We start from the raw sequence: 19,274 nt of genomic DNA, 5'->3' as shown, positions 1-19,274 counted from the left end.
CTCTACTTCAGGACGATTTTTAATAAAAAAAGAAACGTCTCGGTTTGAGACGTTTCCAGAAATTAGGACTTAAGACATCGGTACAACAGCGCCCTGGTAATTGCTTTCGATAAAGCTGATCACTTTTTCGCTTTGCAGCGCTTTCATCAGTGCCAATGTTTTTTCACTTGTTTCATCTCCAGTTCGTACTGCCACAATGTTGGCATAGGTCTGTGCCGCTAAGGAATCTTTTTCTTCTTTCGCGATGGCATCGGTTCCGGCATTCAGTCCTGCTTCAATGGCATAGTTTCCGTTAATAACAGCCAAATCAACATCCGGAAGTGAGCGTGCCAGTTGAGCCGCCTCCAGTTCTTTAAAAACAAGATTTTTGGGATTTTCAATAATGTCTTTTGGTGTTGCTTCCAAACCAACATTCGGATCAACCTTGATTAAGCCAATTGTTTCAAGTAATAAAAGTGCTCTGGCTTCGTTTGTTGTATCATTTGGGATGGCAATCGTTGATCCATCAACAATGGCATCCAAAGTTTTTAATTTACCTGGATATAAGCCCAATGGTTCATAATGAACCGCACCGGCACTCACCAACTTGGTATTATTTTTCACATTAAAGTCTTCCAGGTAGGGGAGATGCTGGAAAAAGTTGGCATCTAACTCTTTATTTTCCAAGGTTAAATTCGGTTGAACATAATCGGTAAATTCTTTAACTTCAAGGGTGTATCCCTCTTCTTTTAATACTTCACCAGCAACCGCTAAAATCTCTCCATGAGGTGTTGGACTGGCCCCGACTACAATGGTTTTGTCATCTGTGCCTTTCGCCGCACAGCCTGAAAATAGGGCCAAACCGAGAACACTGACCAATACTACTAAACCTAATTTTTTCATGATCTTCTCCTTTTCTTTTCTTTTCTTTCATATAATTCCTAGTTGAATAATATGTAATATAACATGGGCGGTGTTTACTGTCAACCCAAATTATCTGCGGATCGTAAAATCCTGATTCTTTATTTTCGGCGATCCTGTTTTTGGGCAATTTTCATACCAACTTCTTGAAAGAGCTGGACGATTAAAACCAGTAATATTACGGTTATCACCATCATACCCGTTTCATAACGATAGTAGCCAAAGCGGATGGCAATATCTCCCAGGCCGCCGCCACCGACAATCCCTGCCATCGCGGAATAACCTAAAATAGTGGTGGTCGCAATGGCTGCGCCAATAATCAACGAGGGCTTCGCCTCAGGAATCATCACCTTGGTCACCACCTGCATCGGACTGGCGCCCATTGACAGTGAGGCTTCAATAATCCCATAATCCACCTCTTTAATAGAAGATTCCACCAACCGGGCAATAAATGGTGCCGCTGCAATCACCAGCGGTACAATGGTTGCCGTTGATCCAATGGTTGTCCCGGTAATCAGCCTTGTCAGAGGAATCACTGCAATTAGCAAAATCAAAAACGGGATCGACCGGGTAATATTGACCACCATGTTGAGTACCTTATTAAGCCACTTCATCGGGACAATCCCATCGGAATCGCTGGTGACCAGCAAAACGCCCATCGGTAACCCAATAACATAGGCCAGAAGTGTTGACGCCAATGTCATATAAAGGGTCTCAAGGGTTCCTTGAACCATCAATGCCGTCATTGAACTATCCCACATGGGTACCCACCTCCTCAACCGTAATTTGATGTGAGCGGAGATAATTAACGGCCCGTGCCGCACTCAGCTCATCCTCAGGCAATTGGATCACCATTTGCCCAAAAGCAAAGCCATCAATATTTTTCATGTCGGCATGGAGAATATTCACCAGACATTTTGTTTCGAGGATCATTTTTGCAATCACCGAATCACTGGATGATTTTTCATCAAAGACAATTCGATACGTGTTTTTGCCCATCACCACCGAACCCTGATCACCTTCAGAAAAAATCATTTTTTTGGCAATCTCGGTTTTGGGGTTTTTAAAGATCTCTTCAACCTCACCGTTTTCGGCAATTTTACTTTTATCGATGATTGCCACATGGCTACAAATCTGCTCCACCACACTCATTTCATGGGTGATGATCACAATGGTAATGCCCAATTTTTGATTGATTTCTTTTAACAGCTTGAGTATGGAATTGGTTGTCGATGGATCCAGAGCTGATGTCGCCTCGTCGCATAACAAAATCTTAGGGTTATTAGCCAAGGCTCTGGCAATCGCGATCCGTTGTTTTTGTCCCCCCGACAACTGGGTAGGATAGGCCTTGGCTTTATCGGGCAAGCCAACCAACTCCAACAGTTCAGCGGTTCTTTTTTTGGCCGTTTCTTTATCCACCCCGGCAATTTCAAGGGGAAAAAGAATATTTTTTTCGGCAGTTCGTTGCATCAGCAAATTAAATTGCTGAAAAATCATACCCACCGAATAACGTACCGCTCTCAGTTCTTTTTCGGCTATTTTTGATATATCCTGTCCATCAATAAAAACACTGCCGCTGGTGGGCTTTTCAAGAAGATTGATACAGCGAACCAGGGTGCTTTTACCAGCCCCGCTCATACCGATAATTCCATAGATATCGCCCTGGTCGATGCTTAGATTTATGCCATCTAACGCTTTTACTTCGCCGCTTTTAGGACGAAAGGTTTTCCCCAGATCCTTTATTTCAATGATGGGTTTTTGGGACGTCTTTTTCGTTTCGATGTTCCTTACCCTCCTATAATCAACAAATTTAAATAAATAAAACCATCTTAAAAACAGTGGGTTTAACACACACCCACCGTTTATTATAGTATCGATTTCATTTTCTTGTCAAGCTTAATAGCACCTTCGGCTACTTAAATATCGCGAATTTGTGCGCCAAATGGAAACAATGCCAGTTTGGCAAATTTAAACCATTGTAATCCAAAGGGTATCCCAACCAGGGTAATACAGTAAATAATCCCCAGAATCGCAGATCCCGCGGCTAAACCCCAACCGAAAATCAGGATCCACAAAATATTTAAGATTACCGATCCGGTTCCCATGTTTGAATAATCAACGGTTTTACCAAATGGCCAGAGGACTAACTGCGCCATTTTAAAAGCCTGCAATCCCAACGGGATACCAATAATGGTAATGCAGCAGAGAATGCCGGCTAAAAGCCAAGCGATCGCCATAATCAGGCCCCCCAAAATAATCCAGATAATGTTACCAATGATGCTCATACTTTTCCCTCTTTTCAATGTCACTTTATTTGTTTCTTGTGAAAGTAACTGCTTTTTACGTCAGTTTTTAATGACCCGCTTCTTATTTTAAAGATGGGTCCCGGGCTACCGCCGCCTTTTTAAACTCACGGTTGCCGATATGGCAATAACCTCCGGGGTTCTTTAACAGATAGTCCTGGTGATAAGCTTCTGCAGAGCTGTAGTTTTCAAGCGGCAATACTTCAATGGCCAGGGGCACCCCGTATTGCTGCCTTAACTGATCGACTGATTCTAATATCACCGCTTCATCGGAAGGATCCGAAAAATAAATGCCGGTACGGTATTGAGTGCCTCGATCATTCCCCTGACGATTGACCGCTACCGGGTCGATGACTTCAAAATACAGACTTAACAAAAATGGTAAGCTGATCACCTGATTGTCATAAAGCACCTTAACGACTTCAGCATGCCCGGTATTTCCATGGCACACATCCTCATAGGAGGGATTCGGGGTTTTTCCGTTGGCATAACCCACCTCCGTCTTAACAACCCCTCTGATGGCTTTAAAATACATTTCCGTTCCCCAGAAACAACCTCCAGCCAAAACGATTTCTTTGCTGTTTTCTTTTTTATTGTTTTCCATATCAATTTCCTTTCCAGATTTCCATAATTTTTGCTATTGTTATCGCTTGCTGTTCAGCCGATGAAATAGATGCGATCCCATCGCCGGACTGTTCTCCATAATTACCGAATCCGCTATGATTACCACCTGCTATTTCATAATAACGGGCCGTGACCGGCAGCTTATTTCGGCCTTCGGTAAAGCCCTGTTGGTTAATAATCTGATCTTCGCTGCCATATAGAGTCACTACCGAATGACTGCTCTGAGAAAGCGATTCATTGGGATAAGCACCTAATAAAGTCAGCCCCGCTACCTTGTCTTCATGTTCGGCCAGATAGTCCGAAGCCATGGCGCCACCCAAAGAGTGACCCACCATGATCCAATGCTCGATCTCCGGCAACGCTTCCAACACCTTGTCAGCACCGTTTGCATTAAACACGGCCAGATTAAAGGGCATCCCCACAATCACGGCCGGATAGCCTTGTTCCGCCAGTGAGCGCATCAGCGGAGCATAAGCGATATCTTCCACCTTACCACCGGGGTAAAAGATAAAACCCGTTTCATCCTGACCTGTTGTTGGCATAAATATGGTCAGATTTCCTTCTTCCCTGACAATTACCTGATTTCCTGAGATCAGGGCCTCATGGGCAGTTTGATCAGCATGGTAATAATCTCCCAGATAGGTCAATGTTATAATGACAAGCGCCACCAATACCATTCCAATTATTTTGCTGATACGTATTAAGCTTTGCCCTTGTTTCATAACCATCTGCTCCTTTTCATTCCAAAATGACATGATAATACAGATTTGCTCTATTTTATACCCCAACCCGTTATAAAACAACATTTAAGTCATTTTAACATTTTTCAAAAAATAAAAAAACCGCAATCACTGCGGTTTTGATTTCAAATGGTGACCCATGGGCGACTTGAACGCCCGACACCCTGATTAAAAGTCAGATGCTCTACCAACTGAGCTAATGGGTCATGCTATAATTTACTTTTTGTTTGTCTCCAAACGATAATGAATACTCAACTTTGCCTAACTAAGCGATTCACACAAAAATGTTCACTTCCTTCGGTCGTGCATTTTTGGTTCTCTGCTTTGCAACTGAGCTAATGGGTCATGTCTTTTTTCTGTCTTCTCTGCCGAGCAAAAGTGGCAGGGGTAGCAGGACTCGAACCTACGGATGCAAGAATCAAAATCTTGTGCCTTACCAACTTGGCTATACCCCTATTAATATAATGCTATTGAAATGGGGTGGATAATGGGACTCGAACCCACAACTTCCGGAATCACAATCCGACGCTCTAACCGATTGAACTATACCCACCACGAGATAAATACGATAAAATAAATGGTGCGCCTGAGAGGATTCGAACCTCTGGCACACGGCTTAGAAGGCCGTTGCTCTATCCTACTGAGCTACAGGCGCTCAATTCTTTTCGCAAAAATGGAGCGGGTGAAGGGAATCGGACCCTCGCGACTGGCTTGGAAGGCCAGGGCTCTACCACTGAGCTACACCCGCATTGCCTCTCTTAGAGACAAGTGTTAGTATACTTTAAATAGAAAGAGTTGTCAACTACTTTTTATTTTTTATTTGATGCTCGCTTTATTTTGCAAACACACCGTAATCCGTCATCAAAAAATGAAATGTCTTAGACGGTTTTAATGCCCACACCTTTTTTAAAAATATGCGCCGCCACTAAAAATACACTAATAACAAGGCCAATTGTTAAAATAACATGAATCACAATATTGCCTTCACATACCCCAATATAGGCATATCGGGAAACATTAACCAGGGGATAGATCGGGTTTATGTATTTAATGGAAGATAATAATCCCGGCAACTTTGAAATTTCAAAAAACACACCACCTAAATAGGTAAGAGGCGTAATGATAATTGCCAATGCAAAATTCATCTTTTCAAAGTTATCCAGCACCAGCCCGGCAATCAAACCCAGTGATGCGAAGACAAAGGATGTTGCGGTTAATGCCAATACAAAAAACAGTGGATGCACTACTTCATAACCGACAAAGAAAATTGTTGCCGCATAGGTTAGAATACCCACCAGCACCCCACGAAACATCCCCCCAAAAACAAAGGCCAGAATTTTTTCGGTAATTGAGATCGGGTAGCTGTTTAAATCCTGAATGGTATTCTGAAATTTTTGCGAAATCATTGAAAACGCCGGATTTTGAAACGCGGCAAAAATCGCCCCCATTGTCGCTAAGCCGGGCACTAAAAAATTAAGATAACTAATCCCTTCGATCCCGACCTCCCTGGTTTGAAGCATCCCCCCAAAGATTAACATGTATAAAATGTTTGAAATAAGCGGAGCCAGAACCGTCTGAACTGGCACCTTCATAAACCGATGAATTTCCTTGTTCAGGAGGGTTAAAAATCCAATTCTATTGTAAAATATCCTGTTTTTCATCTGTTCTCCTAATGTTTGATGATATTTAAATAAATATCTTCGAGCTTTGGTCTTTCCACCACCAGATTAGTAAATTCCATGTTTTTCTCTGACAGTTGTCGAAAGACTTTGGACAAGTCCTTCTTTGAGGCCTTCAATTGAAGTCTGGTTTTGTCTTCGATATGCGGGTGGTAGTCACTTAAAAAATCAAAATCAGCTAGACTTAGCTCATCTTCAAAATGAACTTCAATGATGGATTCCCGGGAAAACGCATCCATCAACTCTTCTTTAGGCTCATCGGCAATAATTTTTCCACCATCAATAATTACAATCCGCTTACACAGTTTTTCGGCTTCCTCAATATAATGAGTGGTCAGGATGATGGTGGTACCCGATTCATGCAGCTTAACCAGAAAATCATATAAGGTATGCCGCATTTCAATATCGACTCCTGCTGTCGGTTCGTCCAGAATCAGAATTTTGGGTTTATGAACCAATGCCTTGGCGATTAAAAATCGCCGTCGCATCCCTCCGGATAGATCCCGGATTCTGGCGCTTCTCTTTTCGGTTAAGTACAAAGCGTCCAGAACTTCATCGATGTATTCCTTGTTATCCTTGATCCCGAAATAGCCGGACTGTTTTTTTAGCGCTTCATCTACGGTAAAAACAAAATCATACCCGGTATCCTGGGGCACAATGCCAATAATCTTTTTTGTTTCAAGCTCATTTCTGTCGAGGCTGTACCCGCCGATACTGACATCTCCCCGGGTCTTTTTTACATTACCGGCAAGAATATTGATCAGGGTACTTTTTCCCGCCCCATTTTGCCCCAGCAAGGCGGTAAATTCGCCTTCTAAAATTTCTAGATTGATATTTTTTAAAGCCTCTTTTTTCCCTTTTTGATAGGTCATTGATACATCTTTAATACTCAGCATTGATTGCCTCCTTTTTCCGTCTTTCTGTCAGTCGCGCCAAAGCGGGATGATTTTTGCGTTAATTTCGCCATTCTCAATGATAATCAATCCATAGCTTTCAGGATCTCCCATTCTGGGAGCCCCCACCGAGCCAGGGTTCATCATTAGAATGCGGCCATCATCTTCGATATAAGCGTGGTGGGTATGACCATAAAGAATCACCTCGGCCTTTTTTTCCAACCCGGCAACGTAAAGACGGTGCAAATCGTTCTTGACGCCGTACTTATGGCCATGGCAGGCAAAAAATTTAAAGCCGCCCAAAATGGTCTCCAGCGACATACTGCCATCATCAGCAAAAGAATCCAAATTGCCCTTCAGGATGTGGATGGGGGTATTTGTGATCGTACGCAGATAGAGGGCATCTTCGACATAGTCTCCAAGATGAATCATCACATCCACTTGGCCCATCTCCTGGACGGCTTGTTTTACCGCTTTTAAATTACCATGGCTGTCACTCATTACACCAATTTTCATTTTATCCTCCATCCCTTCCTTCTGCTTAATTAAAGGATCCGATTGTCCTGTTTTTAAAGTGCCTGATTCAACAGTTCCCGAGCCTTTGCAATAGCGACCGCCCGATGACTCAACCGATTTTTTTCTGCTTTGGTCATGTCTCCGTAGCAACGGCCAGACGCTTCATGGATAAACAGCGGGTCATAGCCGAATCCGCCAACACCGCAATAATCAAAGGCAATTTTCCCCCGGACCAGACCTTCGCAGCATAACTCCCGTCCATCAGGCAGAATCATCGCGATGACGGTGATAAAAGCAGCTCCCCGATTCATTTCCGGCACATCTGCCATTTCCTTTAAAAGCTTTTTATTATTATCTGCATAGGTGGCCTCTTCTCCTGCATAACGAGCCGAATAAATCCCCGGAGCCCCATTAAGGCAATCAACCGATAAGCCGGAGTCGTCGCCCATAATGATCAGGTCTTTTCCCTTAACAAGGGGCTGTAACGCCCGCACCTTTATCAGCGCATTCGCTTCATAGGTTTGACCATCTTCAATGATGTCAATGTCAATGCCAAAATCCTTCATCGTCTTGACTTCAAAATCCGCTCCCAACATCGTCTTCAGTTCTCTGGCCTTATCCGGATTACCGGTGGCTAAAAGTATTGTTCTCATTATCATTTACCCGTTATTCCTGTAATGTACCTTTTTGGAAGGCGATGATTTTTTTAATGCTCGCTTCTCCGAGTTCTAACATCTTTTGAAGTTCTTCCTTTTTAAAGGGACGTTCTTCACCGGTTCCCTGAATTTCAATGATTTCGCCGGTTTCAGTCATGACCATGTTCATATCAACCTCAGCGTTTGAATCTTCTTCATAACACAGGTCAACGATGGCTTCGCCCTCAAAAATCCCAACACTAGTAGCAGCGACAAAATTGGTAATTGGCATTGCTTTAATTTTCCCCTTTTCAATCAGATCTGATAAGGCATCATGGAGGGCCAGAAATGAACCGGTAATCGCCGCGGTCCGGGTTCCACCATCGGCCTGGATTACATCACAGTCAATCCAGATGGTCCGTTCCCCGAGCATTGAAAGGTCGATGACTGATCTCAGACTCCTGCCGATTAAGCGCTGGATTTCCATGGTTCGGCCATCGATTTTGCCACGGTTGCGATCGCGACTTTTACGGGTATTGGTTGATCCGGGAATCATTTCATACTCGGCAGTGATCCACCCCTTTTTCTGACCTTTTAAAAATGGTGGTACCTTGTCTTCCACCATGGCGGTGCAAATGACTTTGGTATCGCCCACTTCAATGAGCACCGATCCCTGAGCATGTTTAATAAAATGTCGGGTAACCTTTATTGGTCTTAATTCATGGGCTTCCCGACCGTCAATCCGTTTTTTCTCTACATTAATTTCTTCACTGTTTTCCATAGTTTTCCTTTATCTATTTCTCATTATTTAAGGGATTACCACAAATCTTGTAGTAACCCCTTAGTCAAAATTTCTGTTTCTTAGTACCAACAATTGTTTTGCTTTATCTTATAAAAATCCTAACGATGCGATGCCAAATGTTTAGCTACAACCGCCCGAATAATTTCGTTAGCGACCTGGGCATTCGCTTTTCCTTTTGTTACTTTCATCACCTGACCGGTTAAGAAGCCATAGGCTTTTTCATTACCGGCGCCTATATCTTCAACCGATTTGGGATTATCCGAAACGATTTTTTCAATGATGGCTTCCAGCTCGCTGCTGTCACTCATTTGCGCCAGACCCTTATCTTTAACAATATCGCCCGGGTTTTTGCCGGTACTAAACATTTCTTTTAAAACTTCTTTACCAGTGTTGCCACTGATTTCATTGTTTTTGACCAGTTTTAGCAACGCTACCAATTGCGTCGGAGTAATCGAAATATTTTCCATACTCAGTTCATTTTCTTTTAGTAATGGTGGAATTTCCACCATCATCCAGTTAGAAATCTGTTTGGGTTCATTATACAGCGCCACTGCTTCTTCAAAGAAGCGAGCGGTGACCCCCGTGGTTGTCAGCACCCCGGCATCGTATTCCGGTAGTTTATATTCATCAATATAGCGCTGTTTTTTGGCTTCCGGCAATTCCGGCAGTTCGCTTTTAATTTTTTCGATGTAATCGGGTTCCAGCACAATCGGGACCAGATCCGGTTCCGGGAAGTAACGATAATCATGAGCTTCTTCCTTGCTTCGCAGTGAAGATGAGGTCCCTTTGGTGTCGTCCCACTTACGGGTTTCCTGAATAATCGTGTGACCTTTTTTAATCTCAATGATCTGTCGTTTGCTTTCGTATTGAACAGCCCGGATCAGCGCCCGGAACGAGTTTAAGTTTTTCATTTCAGTTCGGGTTCCCAATACTTCGCATCCTTTTTCCCGAATCGATAGATTCACGTCAAAACGCATCGAACCCTGTTCCATCTTACAGTCAGAGACGCCAGTATATTCCAGAATATTTCTGACCTTTTCGGCAAAGGCGCGGGCTTCCTCGGCACTGCGCAGATCCGGCTCGGTGACGATCTCAATCAGCGGTACACCACAGCGGTTAACATCCAGAAGCGTCCCGTCGGCCGATTCATGAAGCAGCTTTCCGGCATCTTCTTCGATGTGAATACGGGTGATGCCGATGTCTTTTTTAACGCCATCGACTTCAATGCCAACTACGCCACCGGTACAGATCGGTAAATCAAACTGGGAGGTTTGATAGGCTTTGGGTAAATCCGGATAAAAATAGTTTTTTCGATCCATCTTGCTAAAGTGGGCAATTTCGCAATTAAGGGCTAAACCCGCCCGGGTGGCGTATTCAACGACTTTTTCATTCAGTACCGGTAACACCCCGGGCATCCCCAGGCAAACCGGGCAGGTATGAGTGTTTTCATCCTGGCCGAACTCGGTCGGACAGGAACAAAATATTTTTGTTTTTGTCCCCAACTCAATATGGATTTCCATTCCGATGACAATTTCATATTCCATGATTTAGACCTCCGTTCCCAATGGTGCTTTTAAATTTTTAAGGCCTGATTCCTGCTCAAAGGCCCAGGCTGTTTTTAACAGAGTCTCTTCACTTAAGATCGGCCCCAGCAACTGCATCCCAATCGGCATCCCGTTGTTGTCCAAACCGCAGGGAATTGAAGCCCCGGGAATTCCGGCAATGTTAACGGGTACCGTATAAATATCAGTGAGATACATCTCCAGCGGATTGCTGGTTTTTTCGCCGATGCCAAAGGCGGTAGTCGGTGCTGTTGGGGTCAAGAGCACATCGCAGCCGCTAAAGACCTGATCAAAGTCGGCTTTGATGATCGTTCGCACCTGCATCGCTTTTTTATAATAGGCATCATAGTAGCCAGAGCTGAGGGCATAGGTCCCCAGCATGATCCGTCGTTTGACCTCGTCGCCAAATCCCTGGCTTCTGGTTTTCTTGTAAAGATCAATCAGGTCATTGTATTCTTCGGCTCTAAAACCATAACGAATGCCATCATAACGGGCCAGATTGGAACTGGCTTCAGCGGACGAAATCATATAATAGGCGGATAGGGCATAATCCAGATGTTGGAATGACACATCGACAATCGAAGCCCCCAGAGTTTTATAGATGACGATGGCATCTTCCAGGCTTTTGCGAACTTCCGGTTGGAGCCCTTCGCCGAAAAATTCTTTAGCCACGCCAATTTTCAAACCTTTGACCCCTTGTTTGAGGTTTTTAGTATAATCGATTTTTTTAAGATTAAGGGAGGTGGAATCCTTGGCATCATGACCAACAATGGTATTTAGCACCAGCGCGCAGTCTTGCACGTCCTTGGTGAACGGCCCAATCTGATCAAGCGACGAAGCAAAGGCCACCAGACCATAGCGGGAGACCAGACCATAGGTCGGTTTCATCCCCACCACCCCACAAAATGAGGCGGGCTGACGGATCGATCCGCCGGTGTCTGATCCCAAGGCAAAAAAAGCCGTATCAGCAGCCACAGCAACCGCTGATCCGCCACTGGAACCGCCAGGTACCTTGTTTAAATCCCAGGGATTGTGAGTCGTTTTATAGGCTGAATTTTCAGTGGACGAACCCATCGCAAACTCATCCATATTGGTTTTCCCCAGCAAAATACCACCCTCTTCGCTAAGCCGTTGATAAACCTCGGCATTATAAGGAGGATTGAAGTTATCGAGCATTTTTGAGGCACAAGTGGTTAAGATTCCCTTAGTGCACATGTTATCTTTGAGTCCATAGGGAATTCCTTCCAATGGTGTTCTTTTTGCTCGCCCGGACAGCTCGGCATCTATTGCGGTAGCCGTTTCTAGCGCCGCTTCGGTCTGGAGACTCAGATAAGCATCGGTCGCTTTTTCAACGATATTAATGCGGTTAACCACCGCTTGGGTTACCTCTGTAACGGTGACTTCTTTTTTATCCAGAAGGTCATTTATTTCGTGTATGGTTTTTTGATACAATTCCATTGTTGCCTCCTATTCCATAACCCGGGGAACCTTAAAGCACCCGGCTTCGCTCTCTGGCGCATTGGCCAAAGCTTCTTCATTACTCAGACAGGACTTAATTTCATCCTCCCGAAAGACATTCTGAACCGCCAGCACATGTTCGGTGGCTTTAATTTTAGAGGTGTCCAATCCGCTTAAGGTTTCAGCATAATTAAGCACTGCACCCAGTTGCTCGGCCAGGGCGGTCACTTCATCCTCGGAAAATTCCAAACGGGCCAGATTGGCCACGTAGGTGACATCTTCTCGTGTTAAACTCATAGTGTTATCCTTTCTTTACTGTTGACTATCGATCTTACTTTTCTAATCAATTCATGATGCACTTCTTGTGCATTTTTTAAATAGCTCGGGCACTGATTTTTATCTTAACAGCCGGAGCCGTCAATTTGATTTTAAAAATCACCCTTCATTATAGATCAAACCCTCCACCCGTGACAAGGGCTAAAAACGCTTCTTCATCAATTATTGTAATTCCCAGCGACTGGGCTTTTTCATATTTGGACCCGGATTTTTCTCCGGACAAGAGAAAATCGGTTTTTTTACTGACACTGCCTGCTACCTTGCCACCATTAGCTTCGATCAATGCTTTAGCTTCCCGTCGGTCGAGAGTGGGCAGGGTTCCGGTGAGCACAAAGGTCTTCCCGGCCAGGGTCTGAGAATCGATTCTGGTTTCCTGAATCATATTAAGCCCCGCGGCTTCTAACCCTCTGATGATTTCAATATTGGTGGGCGTCTTAAAAAAATCGACAATTTCGGTAGCCATTTTTTCGCCAATTTCAAAAATCGCTTTGAGATCTTCCACTTGGGCCAGGATCAGGTTATCCATTTTCTGATAATGTTCAGCCAGAATTTTAGCACCTCTGGCGCCGACCAGCGGAATCCCCAAACCAAAAATAAGCCGGGATAATTCACGTTTTTTAGAGGCTTGTATCGCGACCAGAAGATTGTCGACCGATTTTTCGCCCAACTTTTCAAGGGTGATCAGTTGTTCTCTTTTCTCATCCAGATGATAGATATCGACCGGGTTAACGACCAGTTTATCATCCATCAACAGCCGCAGTACGCCTGGTCCCAGCCCTTCAATGTTCATTGCGTCCCGGGAAGTAAAGTGAACCAGTTTTCGAAACACCTGCGCCGGACAGGCCATGTTCAGGCATTTAGTCACCGCTTCTCCGGCAATCCGAAAGGTTGGTTCATCACAAACCGGACAGCGTTTTGGCATTTGAAAAACCACCTCGTTTCCCGATCGTTTTTCAAACACCACATGATCCACTTCCGGAATGACGTCCCCCGCCTTCTGGATCACCACCTGGTCACCGATACGGATGTCTTTTGTACTGATATTGTCTTCGTTATGGAGGGTTGCCCGGGAAATCACTGACCCCGCTAGCGATACCGGCTCAAGTTCGGCCACTGGGGTCAGAGCACCGGTTCGGCCAACCTGAACGGTAATGGCAACCACAGTGGTAACGGCCTGATCGGGGGCAAATTTGTAAGCGATCGCCCAGCGGGGACTTTTTGAGGTATTTCCCAGTCGCTCCCGAAAAGCTAATTCATCGACCTTAATCACCAGACCGTCGATTTCAAAGGGCAGGTTGCGTCTTTCCACTTCCATCAGGCGGCAATAGTCAATGATCGCCTCAATATCGCTAAAGGCTTTGATTGTACTGGTTTTAAAACCTAAATCTTTTAAATAATTCAGGGTCTCCCGATGGGTTTTAGGTTCGAAACCTTCAACCACTTCCAGATTAAAAACAAAAATATCCAATGGCCGGGAGGCCGTTAGCCTGGGGTCCAATTGTCGCAGCGATCCGGCTGCTGCATTTCTGGGGTTGGCAAAAGGACTTTCCTCCGCCGCCAGACGACGCTGATTCAATTTTTCAAAATCAGCCTTACCCATAAAAACCTCGCCCCGAACTTCCAGGGTCACCGGCTCCGACAAGCCCAGCGGGATCGTCCGAATCGTTTTGAGGTTGGCAGTAACATTTTCCCCCACTTCGCCATCGCCTCGGGTGGCGCCCCGAACGAACAAACCATTTTCGTAGTTTAGTACCACCGTCAACCCATCAAATTTGTATTCCACCACATAGCTTGCCTCGGGACAGGTCTGCCGCACCCGACGGTCAAAATCGCGGAGATTGCCCGGATCAAAGGCATTGCCAAGGCTCAGTTTGGGATGGCTGTAGACGACCTTGTCAAAACCTGCTAAAGGACTTCCACCAACCCGCTGAGTCGGTGAATCCGGGGTGATCCATTGGGGATTTGCGGTTTCTAGCGCAATCAGTTCCTGCATTAGCTGATCATATTCATAGTCTAAAACCAGAGGCGCATCATCAAGATAGTAGGCTCTGTCATATGCTGCTATTTTTTTTCTTAACGCTTCAATTTGGGCATTGCTCATACTCATTTCCTATCCTTTATAGCTACTTTTTAACGCTATTTTAACTAAGCTTTTTCCACAAACGTCGGATCCATTTTTTTGATTCCCACCCCCGGAAACGCGACTGAAATCATGTTATTTTTAACTTCAACCACAGTACCAATGCCAAATTTTTTATGTTTAACCTTATCCGTCAACGCAAACCCATTTTCTGATGGACCATTGTGAAGGTTAACGGCATTGGCATTATTTCTGCGAATAGCTACCTTCGACTGGGTCACCCGTTCAGAAAAAGTCTTATTCTTTTTCGTTTCAATGTCAATTTCCGGCTTACGTTCATAGCGCTGTTTATTTTCCACGCAAACTTCATCCGGCATTTCTTTTAAAAATCGCGATGGGGTTTGCAGTTGGCGACGTCCGTAAAGGGTTCTTTCCGCTGCCCAGGAAATGTAAAGACGTTTCATCGCCCGGGTAATCCCCACATAGCAGATTCGTCGTTCCTCTTCAATTTCCTCCGGCGAATCCATGGCTCGGCCATGGGGGAAGATCCCTTCTTCCATCCCGGGAATAAAGACAATCGGGAATTCCAGTCCTTTGGCGTTATGAAGCGTCATCAGGAGAACCTTCCCCTGATCACCATCGTACTTGTCGGTTTCTGACGACAAGGCGACCGTTTCCAGGTAGGCGCTGAGGCTTTGATCATCACTATTTTTTTCAAAGTCTGTGGCGGAAGATACCAGTTCCTGAAGGTTTTCCAGGCGGCTTTCACCCTTATCCATCTTTCCGGTTTCCAGCATTTCCAGATAGCCGGTTTTTTCAATCACCGCCGTGATCAGCTCGCTTAAGCTGGCCGTCTCCCGGATTGTTTCTAATTTCTTCATTAATTCGCTAAACGCCCGAACCTTGTTTTTGACGCTGGGACTCAGCTCCGGAATTTCTTCAACATGATGGAAGGCCTGCATTAAACTAAAGCTTTTAAAATTGGCGTATTCGGCAATTTTTTCAATGGTGGCTGAACCAATCCCCCGCTTGGGCACGTTGACAATTCGCATAAAGCCCATGTTGTCTTTAGGATTGCTCAGGACATTTAAATAAGCAATGACATCTTTAATTTCAACCCGCGAATAAAACCCGGTTCCGCCGATTAATTGAAAAGGCAAGCCGGCCCGCATCAGCGCTTCTTCAAACAACCGGGACTGGGCATTGGTTCGGTACAGAATCGCAAAATCGCCGAAGATACCATTGCCCTTGGTGATGTTTTCATTAATCTCATCAACAATAAACCGGGCTTCATCATAACCCTGGTTAAACGAAGCAATCATAATTTTTTCATCGCCGTCATTGTTGGTCCACAGCGCCTTTTCCTTACGACCGGTATTTTTGGCAATAACACCGTTGGCACAGTCCAGAATCGTCTGGGTTGAGCGGTAGTTCTCTTCCAGTTTAACTACCTTGGCGTTGGCGTAGTCTTTTTCAAAATCCAGGATATTGTTGATATCCGCTCCCCGCCAGCCGTAAATACTCTGATCGTCATCGCCGCAGACACAAATATTTTTGTATTTGGCGGCCAGCATGTTAACCAGTTCATATTGGCTATGATTGGTATCCTGATATTCATCCACCATAATGTATTTAAAGCGATTCTGATATTGTTCCAGAATTTCCGGAAAGCCCTTAAATAATACCAGGGTATTGTAGATCAGATCATCAAAATCCATGGCATTGTTTGCTTTTAAGCTTTCCTGGTAGCGTTTATAATAAAGTCCGACCTTCTCTTTTCTGAAATCGCCGGAATTTTCTTTTAGATAGGCTTCCGGACTGACAAAATTATTCTTGGCCGTTGAGACTTCGCCGCTTAAAAACTGGTTGGTAAAATATTTGTCATTGAGGCCCAATTCTTTGATTAAGCTTTTATATAAACGCTTCTGATCGTCCATATCATAAATGACAAAGTTGTCGTCATAACCCAACCATTGTGCATGGGTTCGCATAATTCGGGCACACATGGCGTGAAATGTCGACATCCAGATCCGTTTACTGTCCTCAATCTTCATTTTGGCAATCCGCTCCCGCATTTCGCCGGCGGCTTTATTGGTAAAAGTGATGGCCAGAATCTGTGAAGGCCATGCCTGTCCTGTTTCAATAATATGGGCAATGCGATGAATAATAGTTCGTGTTTTCCCTGATCCGGCCCCTGCCAATATTAATAGTGGCCCATCGATGGTTTCTGCTGCTTCTCGTTGTCGAGTGTTTAACCCGTCTAATAAACTCATGTGTTCTCCTAAATATTTATTTCATAGTTAATTGCAAAAATTATAAGAACTTCAGGCTCCGTTTTGCAACGCTCTAATTTGTTTCATTCTTAAAATTTCTTTTCGCCATAATAAATGCTTGTTAAGACCTTATCCATCTTGGCTGCATCCATTTTAATTGGATTTCTCTGGGTGGAGCCCATCAGCGAATTTTTTAGTAACTCATCATAATTGGCTTTAAATTCTTCTTCCGGGATGCCAGCAGCCTGAAAGGAGCTGGTGATTTCGAAAGTTTTGTTGAGCTCTTTAATTTCATCGATAATGTTTTTCCCGATTAACCGGGATAGCTGTTCCAGTTCCTCGGCCACCTGCGGATCCTGCCCATTATATTCCAGTACATAGGGCAGAGCAATGGCATTTAGCAGTCCATGACTGGTACCAAAGCGCCCCCCAAAAGCATGGGCAATGCCATGGTCCATTCCCAGACCGGCATTTTGAAAGGCGAACCCGGCCAGACAGGAAAAGTTGTGAACATGCTGCCGACTTTTTATATCCCCGCTTTCAAAGGACTGGCGCAGATACTTAAGTAAACCTTCTACGGCCCCTTTTGCCATGGTTTTGGTGAAGTCATCGGCGCTTTTATTAATCATCGCTTCCAGACCATGGGTCAGGGCATCCATCCCCGATTCCACCATCACATCGGGTGGCATTGATAAAGTCAGTTCCCCATCTAAAATAGCCAGATCGGGAATAAAGGCCTTCGTTTTTAGCCCTATTTTAATATTTTCTTCCGGGAAGGTAATCACGGCTGCCCGGGTAACCTCAGAGGCCGTTCCGGAGGTTGAGGGAATCGCCACCAGTTTGATCCGCTCCCGTTTTTCCGGTGCCTGACCAGCCTTGATCGCTTCGATGGTTAACCCATTGTACTCGCACATCAGGGTCATGACCTTGGCAGCATCGAGAACCGAACCGCCACCAATGGCAATCACTACATCCGGATTAAACGCCTTCATCTTTAACAGACCCGCTTCTACATCACAAACGCTGGGGTTTGCTCCAATGCCGCTAAGGATATCATAATCCTTAGCAACTTCTTTTAAAAGGGCTTCGGCCCGTTTGATGGTCCCATTTCTAAATAAAGCGGTTCTTCCGGTTACGATAAAAAACCGTTGCCCCACTATCTCTCTAATGGTATCCAAGGTGCCGGGACCGGTTATGATCTCGTCTCCGCAAAACTTTAAACTGCTCACTTTATATCTACCCCCTTATCAAAATTGAGTGTAATCTTTGTCCCTTTTTTTTCTTCACTTTCAATGGTCATACCGGCATGGTGCTCATCGACAATCCAATTAGCAATCGACAAGCCCAGTCCCGTTCCACCCTCGGTTCGGGATCGGGCCTTGTCAACCCGATAAAACCGCTGCGTTACCTTTTCTATCTGATCTTTGGCAATCCCAATCCCCTGGTCGATAACCGCCACTGACACCCCCTGAAGCGTCTTCTTCCCAATAAGGCGAATACTGGTATTTTCACCGCTGTATTTAATCGCATTATCCAAAAGAATCACCAGTAACTGGGTAATCTGCTTTTCATCGCCGATAATGATCAGATCATCCTCCAGCTTGTTGCTAAAAGAAATTCCCTTTTTCCCGGCTAAAGGTGCCATTTTTTCACAAACCATCTTGATTATATAGGTTAAATCGACCGGTTCTCGCTGTACCATCATATCCCCGGAATCGGCCCGGGCTAAGAACATCAGATCTTCAACAATGTGCTGCATCCACTGGATCTCATCATAAGCGTTATTGATCCAGGTCAGCTGACTCTCCACACTTTCATCGGTGCTGGCTTTGACCACTTCCAGATTTGTCTGAATCACGGCAATCGGTGTCCGTAGCTCATGAGAAGCGTCGGCCAGAAATTCCTGTTGACGTTCGACACTTTTTTTAATCGGAATCAGAGAACGGCCAGACAAAAAATAGCCACCCAGAAAAGATAACGAGGCTCCGATCAGGATCGTAAATCCCACCATTTCCTGTGCATTTCCTAACAGTGATCGTTCCGACGCCATATTTTTCATGGCCTGAACAATTTTTAATTCACCATTTTTGTTGACCACCGCATAGGTGCAAATCTTATAATCCTTATCGCCTTGCTTATAATCGCTAATCAGATACTTTTCTTTGTTCTCTTCAAAATAGTGTTTCGAAATTTCTAGCAGCTTTGCTTCTTCAAGGGGAAGCAAGTAAGATTGATCCAGCACTTTAAACTGTTGATCAAAAATTATATAGGAGATATTATTCTGAACAAGACTACGGGCATACTCAAAATATCCCTGTTTTTCTTCTTCGGTCACCTCGTCTCCCGCTTCCTGTCGTTCCAGATATTCAATTTCATTGGCCAACTGGGAACAGTATATCTTAAGATTATTATTCACGTTTGTCTCCACATCCATACTCAAAACCACGTACAGAAAAACGGAAATAAATAATAG

The 19,274-nt window shown here is 44.6% G+C and carries 18 protein-coding genes and 5 tRNA genes; all 23 read right to left on the bottom strand.

Going from position 1 to position 19,274, the window contains the following annotated elements; all coding sequences use genetic code 11:
- Nucleotides 1-69: 69 nt before the first annotated feature.
- The 23 genes from ACIZ62_RS01740 to ACIZ62_RS01630 all read right to left on the bottom strand — a co-directional run bounded on the left by ACIZ62_RS01740 (nt 70) and on the right by ACIZ62_RS01630 (nt 19,217).
- Nucleotides 70-882: a MetQ/NlpA family ABC transporter substrate-binding protein gene (locus tag ACIZ62_RS01740; RefSeq protein ID WP_111888260.1), complete on the bottom strand. Its 813-nt coding sequence runs from the start codon at nt 880-882 to the stop codon at nt 70-72.
- A gap of 119 nt (nt 883-1,001) precedes the next feature.
- Entirely contained in the window at nt 1,002-1,661 is a 660-nt protein-coding gene (locus ACIZ62_RS01735) for a methionine ABC transporter permease (protein ID WP_111888261.1), read from the bottom strand.
- Complete coding sequence (locus ACIZ62_RS01730; RefSeq protein WP_414151830.1) at nt 1,651-2,682, bottom strand: methionine ABC transporter ATP-binding protein; 1,032 nt, start codon at nt 2,680-2,682, stop codon at nt 1,651-1,653. Before ACIZ62_RS01730 ends, ACIZ62_RS01735 begins: the two co-directional genes overlap by 11 nt.
- A gap of 134 nt (nt 2,683-2,816) precedes the next feature.
- Nucleotides 2,817-3,185 carry a YccF domain-containing protein gene (locus ACIZ62_RS01725; RefSeq protein WP_111888262.1) on the bottom strand — a complete coding sequence of 123 codons (369 nt, stop codon included), beginning with the start codon at nt 3,183-3,185 and terminating at the stop codon, nt 2,817-2,819.
- A gap of 82 nt (nt 3,186-3,267) precedes the next feature.
- Nucleotides 3,268-3,807, bottom strand: coding sequence for a peptide-methionine (S)-S-oxide reductase MsrA (msrA, locus tag ACIZ62_RS01720; protein ID WP_111888263.1), 540 nt, complete (start codon nt 3,805-3,807; stop codon nt 3,268-3,270).
- 1 nt (nt 3,808) lies between these two features.
- The gene (locus tag ACIZ62_RS01715; RefSeq protein ID WP_162624498.1) at nt 3,809-4,549 is read right to left on the bottom strand and encodes an alpha/beta fold hydrolase; all 741 of its coding nucleotides are present in this window, start codon (nt 4,547-4,549) and stop codon (nt 3,809-3,811) included.
- A gap of 148 nt (nt 4,550-4,697) precedes the next feature.
- Nucleotides 4,698-4,773, bottom strand: a tRNA-Lys gene (locus ACIZ62_RS01710).
- A 173-nt stretch (nt 4,774-4,946) separates the two neighbouring features.
- Nucleotides 4,947-5,022, bottom strand: a tRNA-Gln gene (locus tag ACIZ62_RS01705).
- A gap of 21 nt (nt 5,023-5,043) precedes the next feature.
- Nucleotides 5,044-5,120, bottom strand: a tRNA-His gene (locus ACIZ62_RS01700).
- A gap of 25 nt (nt 5,121-5,145) precedes the next feature.
- Nucleotides 5,146-5,222: transfer RNA gene (locus ACIZ62_RS01695), tRNA-Arg, on the bottom strand.
- Nucleotides 5,223-5,241: 19 nt separating this feature from the next.
- A tRNA-Gly gene (locus ACIZ62_RS01690) sits at nt 5,242-5,315 on the bottom strand.
- 130 nt (nt 5,316-5,445) lie between these two features.
- Nucleotides 5,446-6,228, bottom strand: coding sequence for an ABC transporter permease (locus ACIZ62_RS01685; RefSeq protein WP_111888265.1), 783 nt, complete (start codon nt 6,226-6,228; stop codon nt 5,446-5,448).
- Nucleotides 6,229-6,236: 8 nt separating this feature from the next.
- Nucleotides 6,237-7,142 (bottom strand): ABC transporter ATP-binding protein, encoded by a 906-nt coding sequence (locus ACIZ62_RS01680; RefSeq protein ID WP_111888266.1) that lies wholly within the window; start codon nt 7,140-7,142, stop codon nt 6,237-6,239.
- A 27-nt stretch (nt 7,143-7,169) separates the two neighbouring features.
- Nucleotides 7,170-7,655, bottom strand: a complete 486-nt coding sequence (locus ACIZ62_RS01675) for a metallophosphoesterase family protein (RefSeq protein ID WP_162624499.1) — start codon at nt 7,653-7,655, stop codon at nt 7,170-7,172.
- 53 nt (nt 7,656-7,708) lie between these two features.
- Nucleotides 7,709-8,308 carry an RdgB/HAM1 family non-canonical purine NTP pyrophosphatase gene (gene rdgB / locus ACIZ62_RS01670; protein WP_204355389.1) on the bottom strand — a complete coding sequence of 200 codons (600 nt, stop codon included), beginning with the start codon at nt 8,306-8,308 and terminating at the stop codon, nt 7,709-7,711.
- A 13-nt stretch (nt 8,309-8,321) separates the two neighbouring features.
- On the bottom strand, nt 8,322-9,071 hold the full coding sequence (rph, locus tag ACIZ62_RS01665) for a ribonuclease PH (protein ID WP_111888268.1): 750 nt from the start codon (nt 9,069-9,071) through the stop codon (nt 8,322-8,324).
- Nucleotides 9,072-9,190: 119 nt separating this feature from the next.
- A complete protein-coding gene (gene gatB, locus ACIZ62_RS01660) occupies nt 9,191-10,636 on the bottom strand; it encodes an Asp-tRNA(Asn)/Glu-tRNA(Gln) amidotransferase subunit GatB (RefSeq protein ID WP_111888269.1) in 1,446 nt (481 codons plus the stop codon).
- 3 nt (nt 10,637-10,639) lie between these two features.
- Nucleotides 10,640-12,112 (bottom strand): Asp-tRNA(Asn)/Glu-tRNA(Gln) amidotransferase subunit GatA, encoded by a 1,473-nt coding sequence (gene gatA, locus ACIZ62_RS01655; RefSeq protein ID WP_111888270.1) that lies wholly within the window; start codon nt 12,110-12,112, stop codon nt 10,640-10,642.
- A gap of 9 nt (nt 12,113-12,121) precedes the next feature.
- Entirely contained in the window at nt 12,122-12,409 is a 288-nt protein-coding gene (gene gatC / locus ACIZ62_RS01650; RefSeq protein ID WP_111888271.1) for an Asp-tRNA(Asn)/Glu-tRNA(Gln) amidotransferase subunit GatC, read from the bottom strand.
- A 148-nt stretch (nt 12,410-12,557) separates the two neighbouring features.
- Nucleotides 12,558-14,549: an NAD-dependent DNA ligase LigA gene (gene ligA / locus ACIZ62_RS01645; protein ID WP_204355390.1), complete on the bottom strand. Its 1,992-nt coding sequence runs from the start codon at nt 14,547-14,549 to the stop codon at nt 12,558-12,560.
- A gap of 44 nt (nt 14,550-14,593) precedes the next feature.
- Nucleotides 14,594-16,801 (bottom strand): ATP-dependent helicase, encoded by a 2,208-nt coding sequence (locus ACIZ62_RS01640; protein ID WP_111888273.1) that lies wholly within the window; start codon nt 16,799-16,801, stop codon nt 14,594-14,596.
- An 89-nt stretch (nt 16,802-16,890) separates the two neighbouring features.
- Nucleotides 16,891-18,030: an iron-containing alcohol dehydrogenase gene (locus tag ACIZ62_RS01635; protein ID WP_414151116.1), complete on the bottom strand. Its 1,140-nt coding sequence runs from the start codon at nt 18,028-18,030 to the stop codon at nt 16,891-16,893.
- Nucleotides 18,027-19,217, bottom strand: coding sequence for a sensor histidine kinase (locus ACIZ62_RS01630; RefSeq protein ID WP_322519132.1), 1,191 nt, complete (start codon nt 19,215-19,217; stop codon nt 18,027-18,029). The genes ACIZ62_RS01635 and ACIZ62_RS01630 overlap by 4 nt, the downstream gene beginning before the upstream one ends.
- Between the last annotated feature and the right edge of the window lie 57 nt (nt 19,218-19,274).

The sequence above is a fragment of the Acetobacterium carbinolicum genome, from assembly GCF_047456275.1.
Taxonomy (GTDB): domain Bacteria; phylum Bacillota; class Clostridia; order Eubacteriales; family Eubacteriaceae; genus Acetobacterium; species Acetobacterium carbinolicum.
The sequence above is the reverse complement of the archived record's forward strand: the minus strand, read 5'-3'. Positions and strand labels throughout refer to the sequence as shown.

Excerpts from the sequence above, each read along its gene's own strand:
- ACIZ62_RS01640 (WP_111888273.1), bottom strand. The coding sequence starts at position 16,801 with ATGAGTTTATTAGACGGGTTAAACACTCGACAACGAGAAGCAGCAGAA.
- ACIZ62_RS01725 (WP_111888262.1), bottom strand. The coding sequence starts at position 3,185 with ATGAGCATCATTGGTAACATTATCTGGATTATTTTGGGGGGCCTGATT.
- ligA (WP_204355390.1), bottom strand. The coding sequence starts at position 14,549 with ATGAGCAATGCCCAAATTGAAGCGTTAAGAAAAAAAATAGCAGCATAT.
- ACIZ62_RS01735 (WP_111888261.1), bottom strand. The coding sequence starts at position 1,661 with ATGTGGGATAGTTCAATGACGGCATTGATGGTTCAAGGAACCCTTGAG.
- rph (WP_111888268.1), bottom strand. The coding sequence starts at position 9,071 with ATGGAAAACAGTGAAGAAATTAATGTAGAGAAAAAACGGATTGACGGT.
- ACIZ62_RS01740 (WP_111888260.1), bottom strand. The coding sequence starts at position 882 with ATGAAAAAATTAGGTTTAGTAGTATTGGTCAGTGTTCTCGGTTTGGCC.
- ACIZ62_RS01685 (WP_111888265.1), bottom strand. The coding sequence starts at position 6,228 with ATGAAAAACAGGATATTTTACAATAGAATTGGATTTTTAACCCTCCTG.
- gatB (WP_111888269.1), bottom strand. The coding sequence starts at position 10,636 with ATGGAATATGAAATTGTCATCGGAATGGAAATCCATATTGAGTTGGGG.
- msrA (WP_111888263.1), bottom strand. The coding sequence starts at position 3,807 with ATGGAAAACAATAAAAAAGAAAACAGCAAAGAAATCGTTTTGGCTGGA.
- ACIZ62_RS01680 (WP_111888266.1), bottom strand. The coding sequence starts at position 7,142 with ATGCTGAGTATTAAAGATGTATCAATGACCTATCAAAAAGGGAAAAAA.
- ACIZ62_RS01675 (WP_162624499.1), bottom strand. The coding sequence starts at position 7,655 with ATGAAAATTGGTGTAATGAGTGACAGCCATGGTAATTTAAAAGCGGTA.
- ACIZ62_RS01715 (WP_162624498.1), bottom strand. The coding sequence starts at position 4,549 with ATGAAACAAGGGCAAAGCTTAATACGTATCAGCAAAATAATTGGAATG.
- gatC (WP_111888271.1), bottom strand. The coding sequence starts at position 12,409 with ATGAGTTTAACACGAGAAGATGTCACCTACGTGGCCAATCTGGCCCGT.
- rdgB (WP_204355389.1), bottom strand. The coding sequence starts at position 8,308 with ATGAGAACAATACTTTTAGCCACCGGTAATCCGGATAAGGCCAGAGAA.
- gatA (WP_111888270.1), bottom strand. The coding sequence starts at position 12,112 with ATGGAATTGTATCAAAAAACCATACACGAAATAAATGACCTTCTGGAT.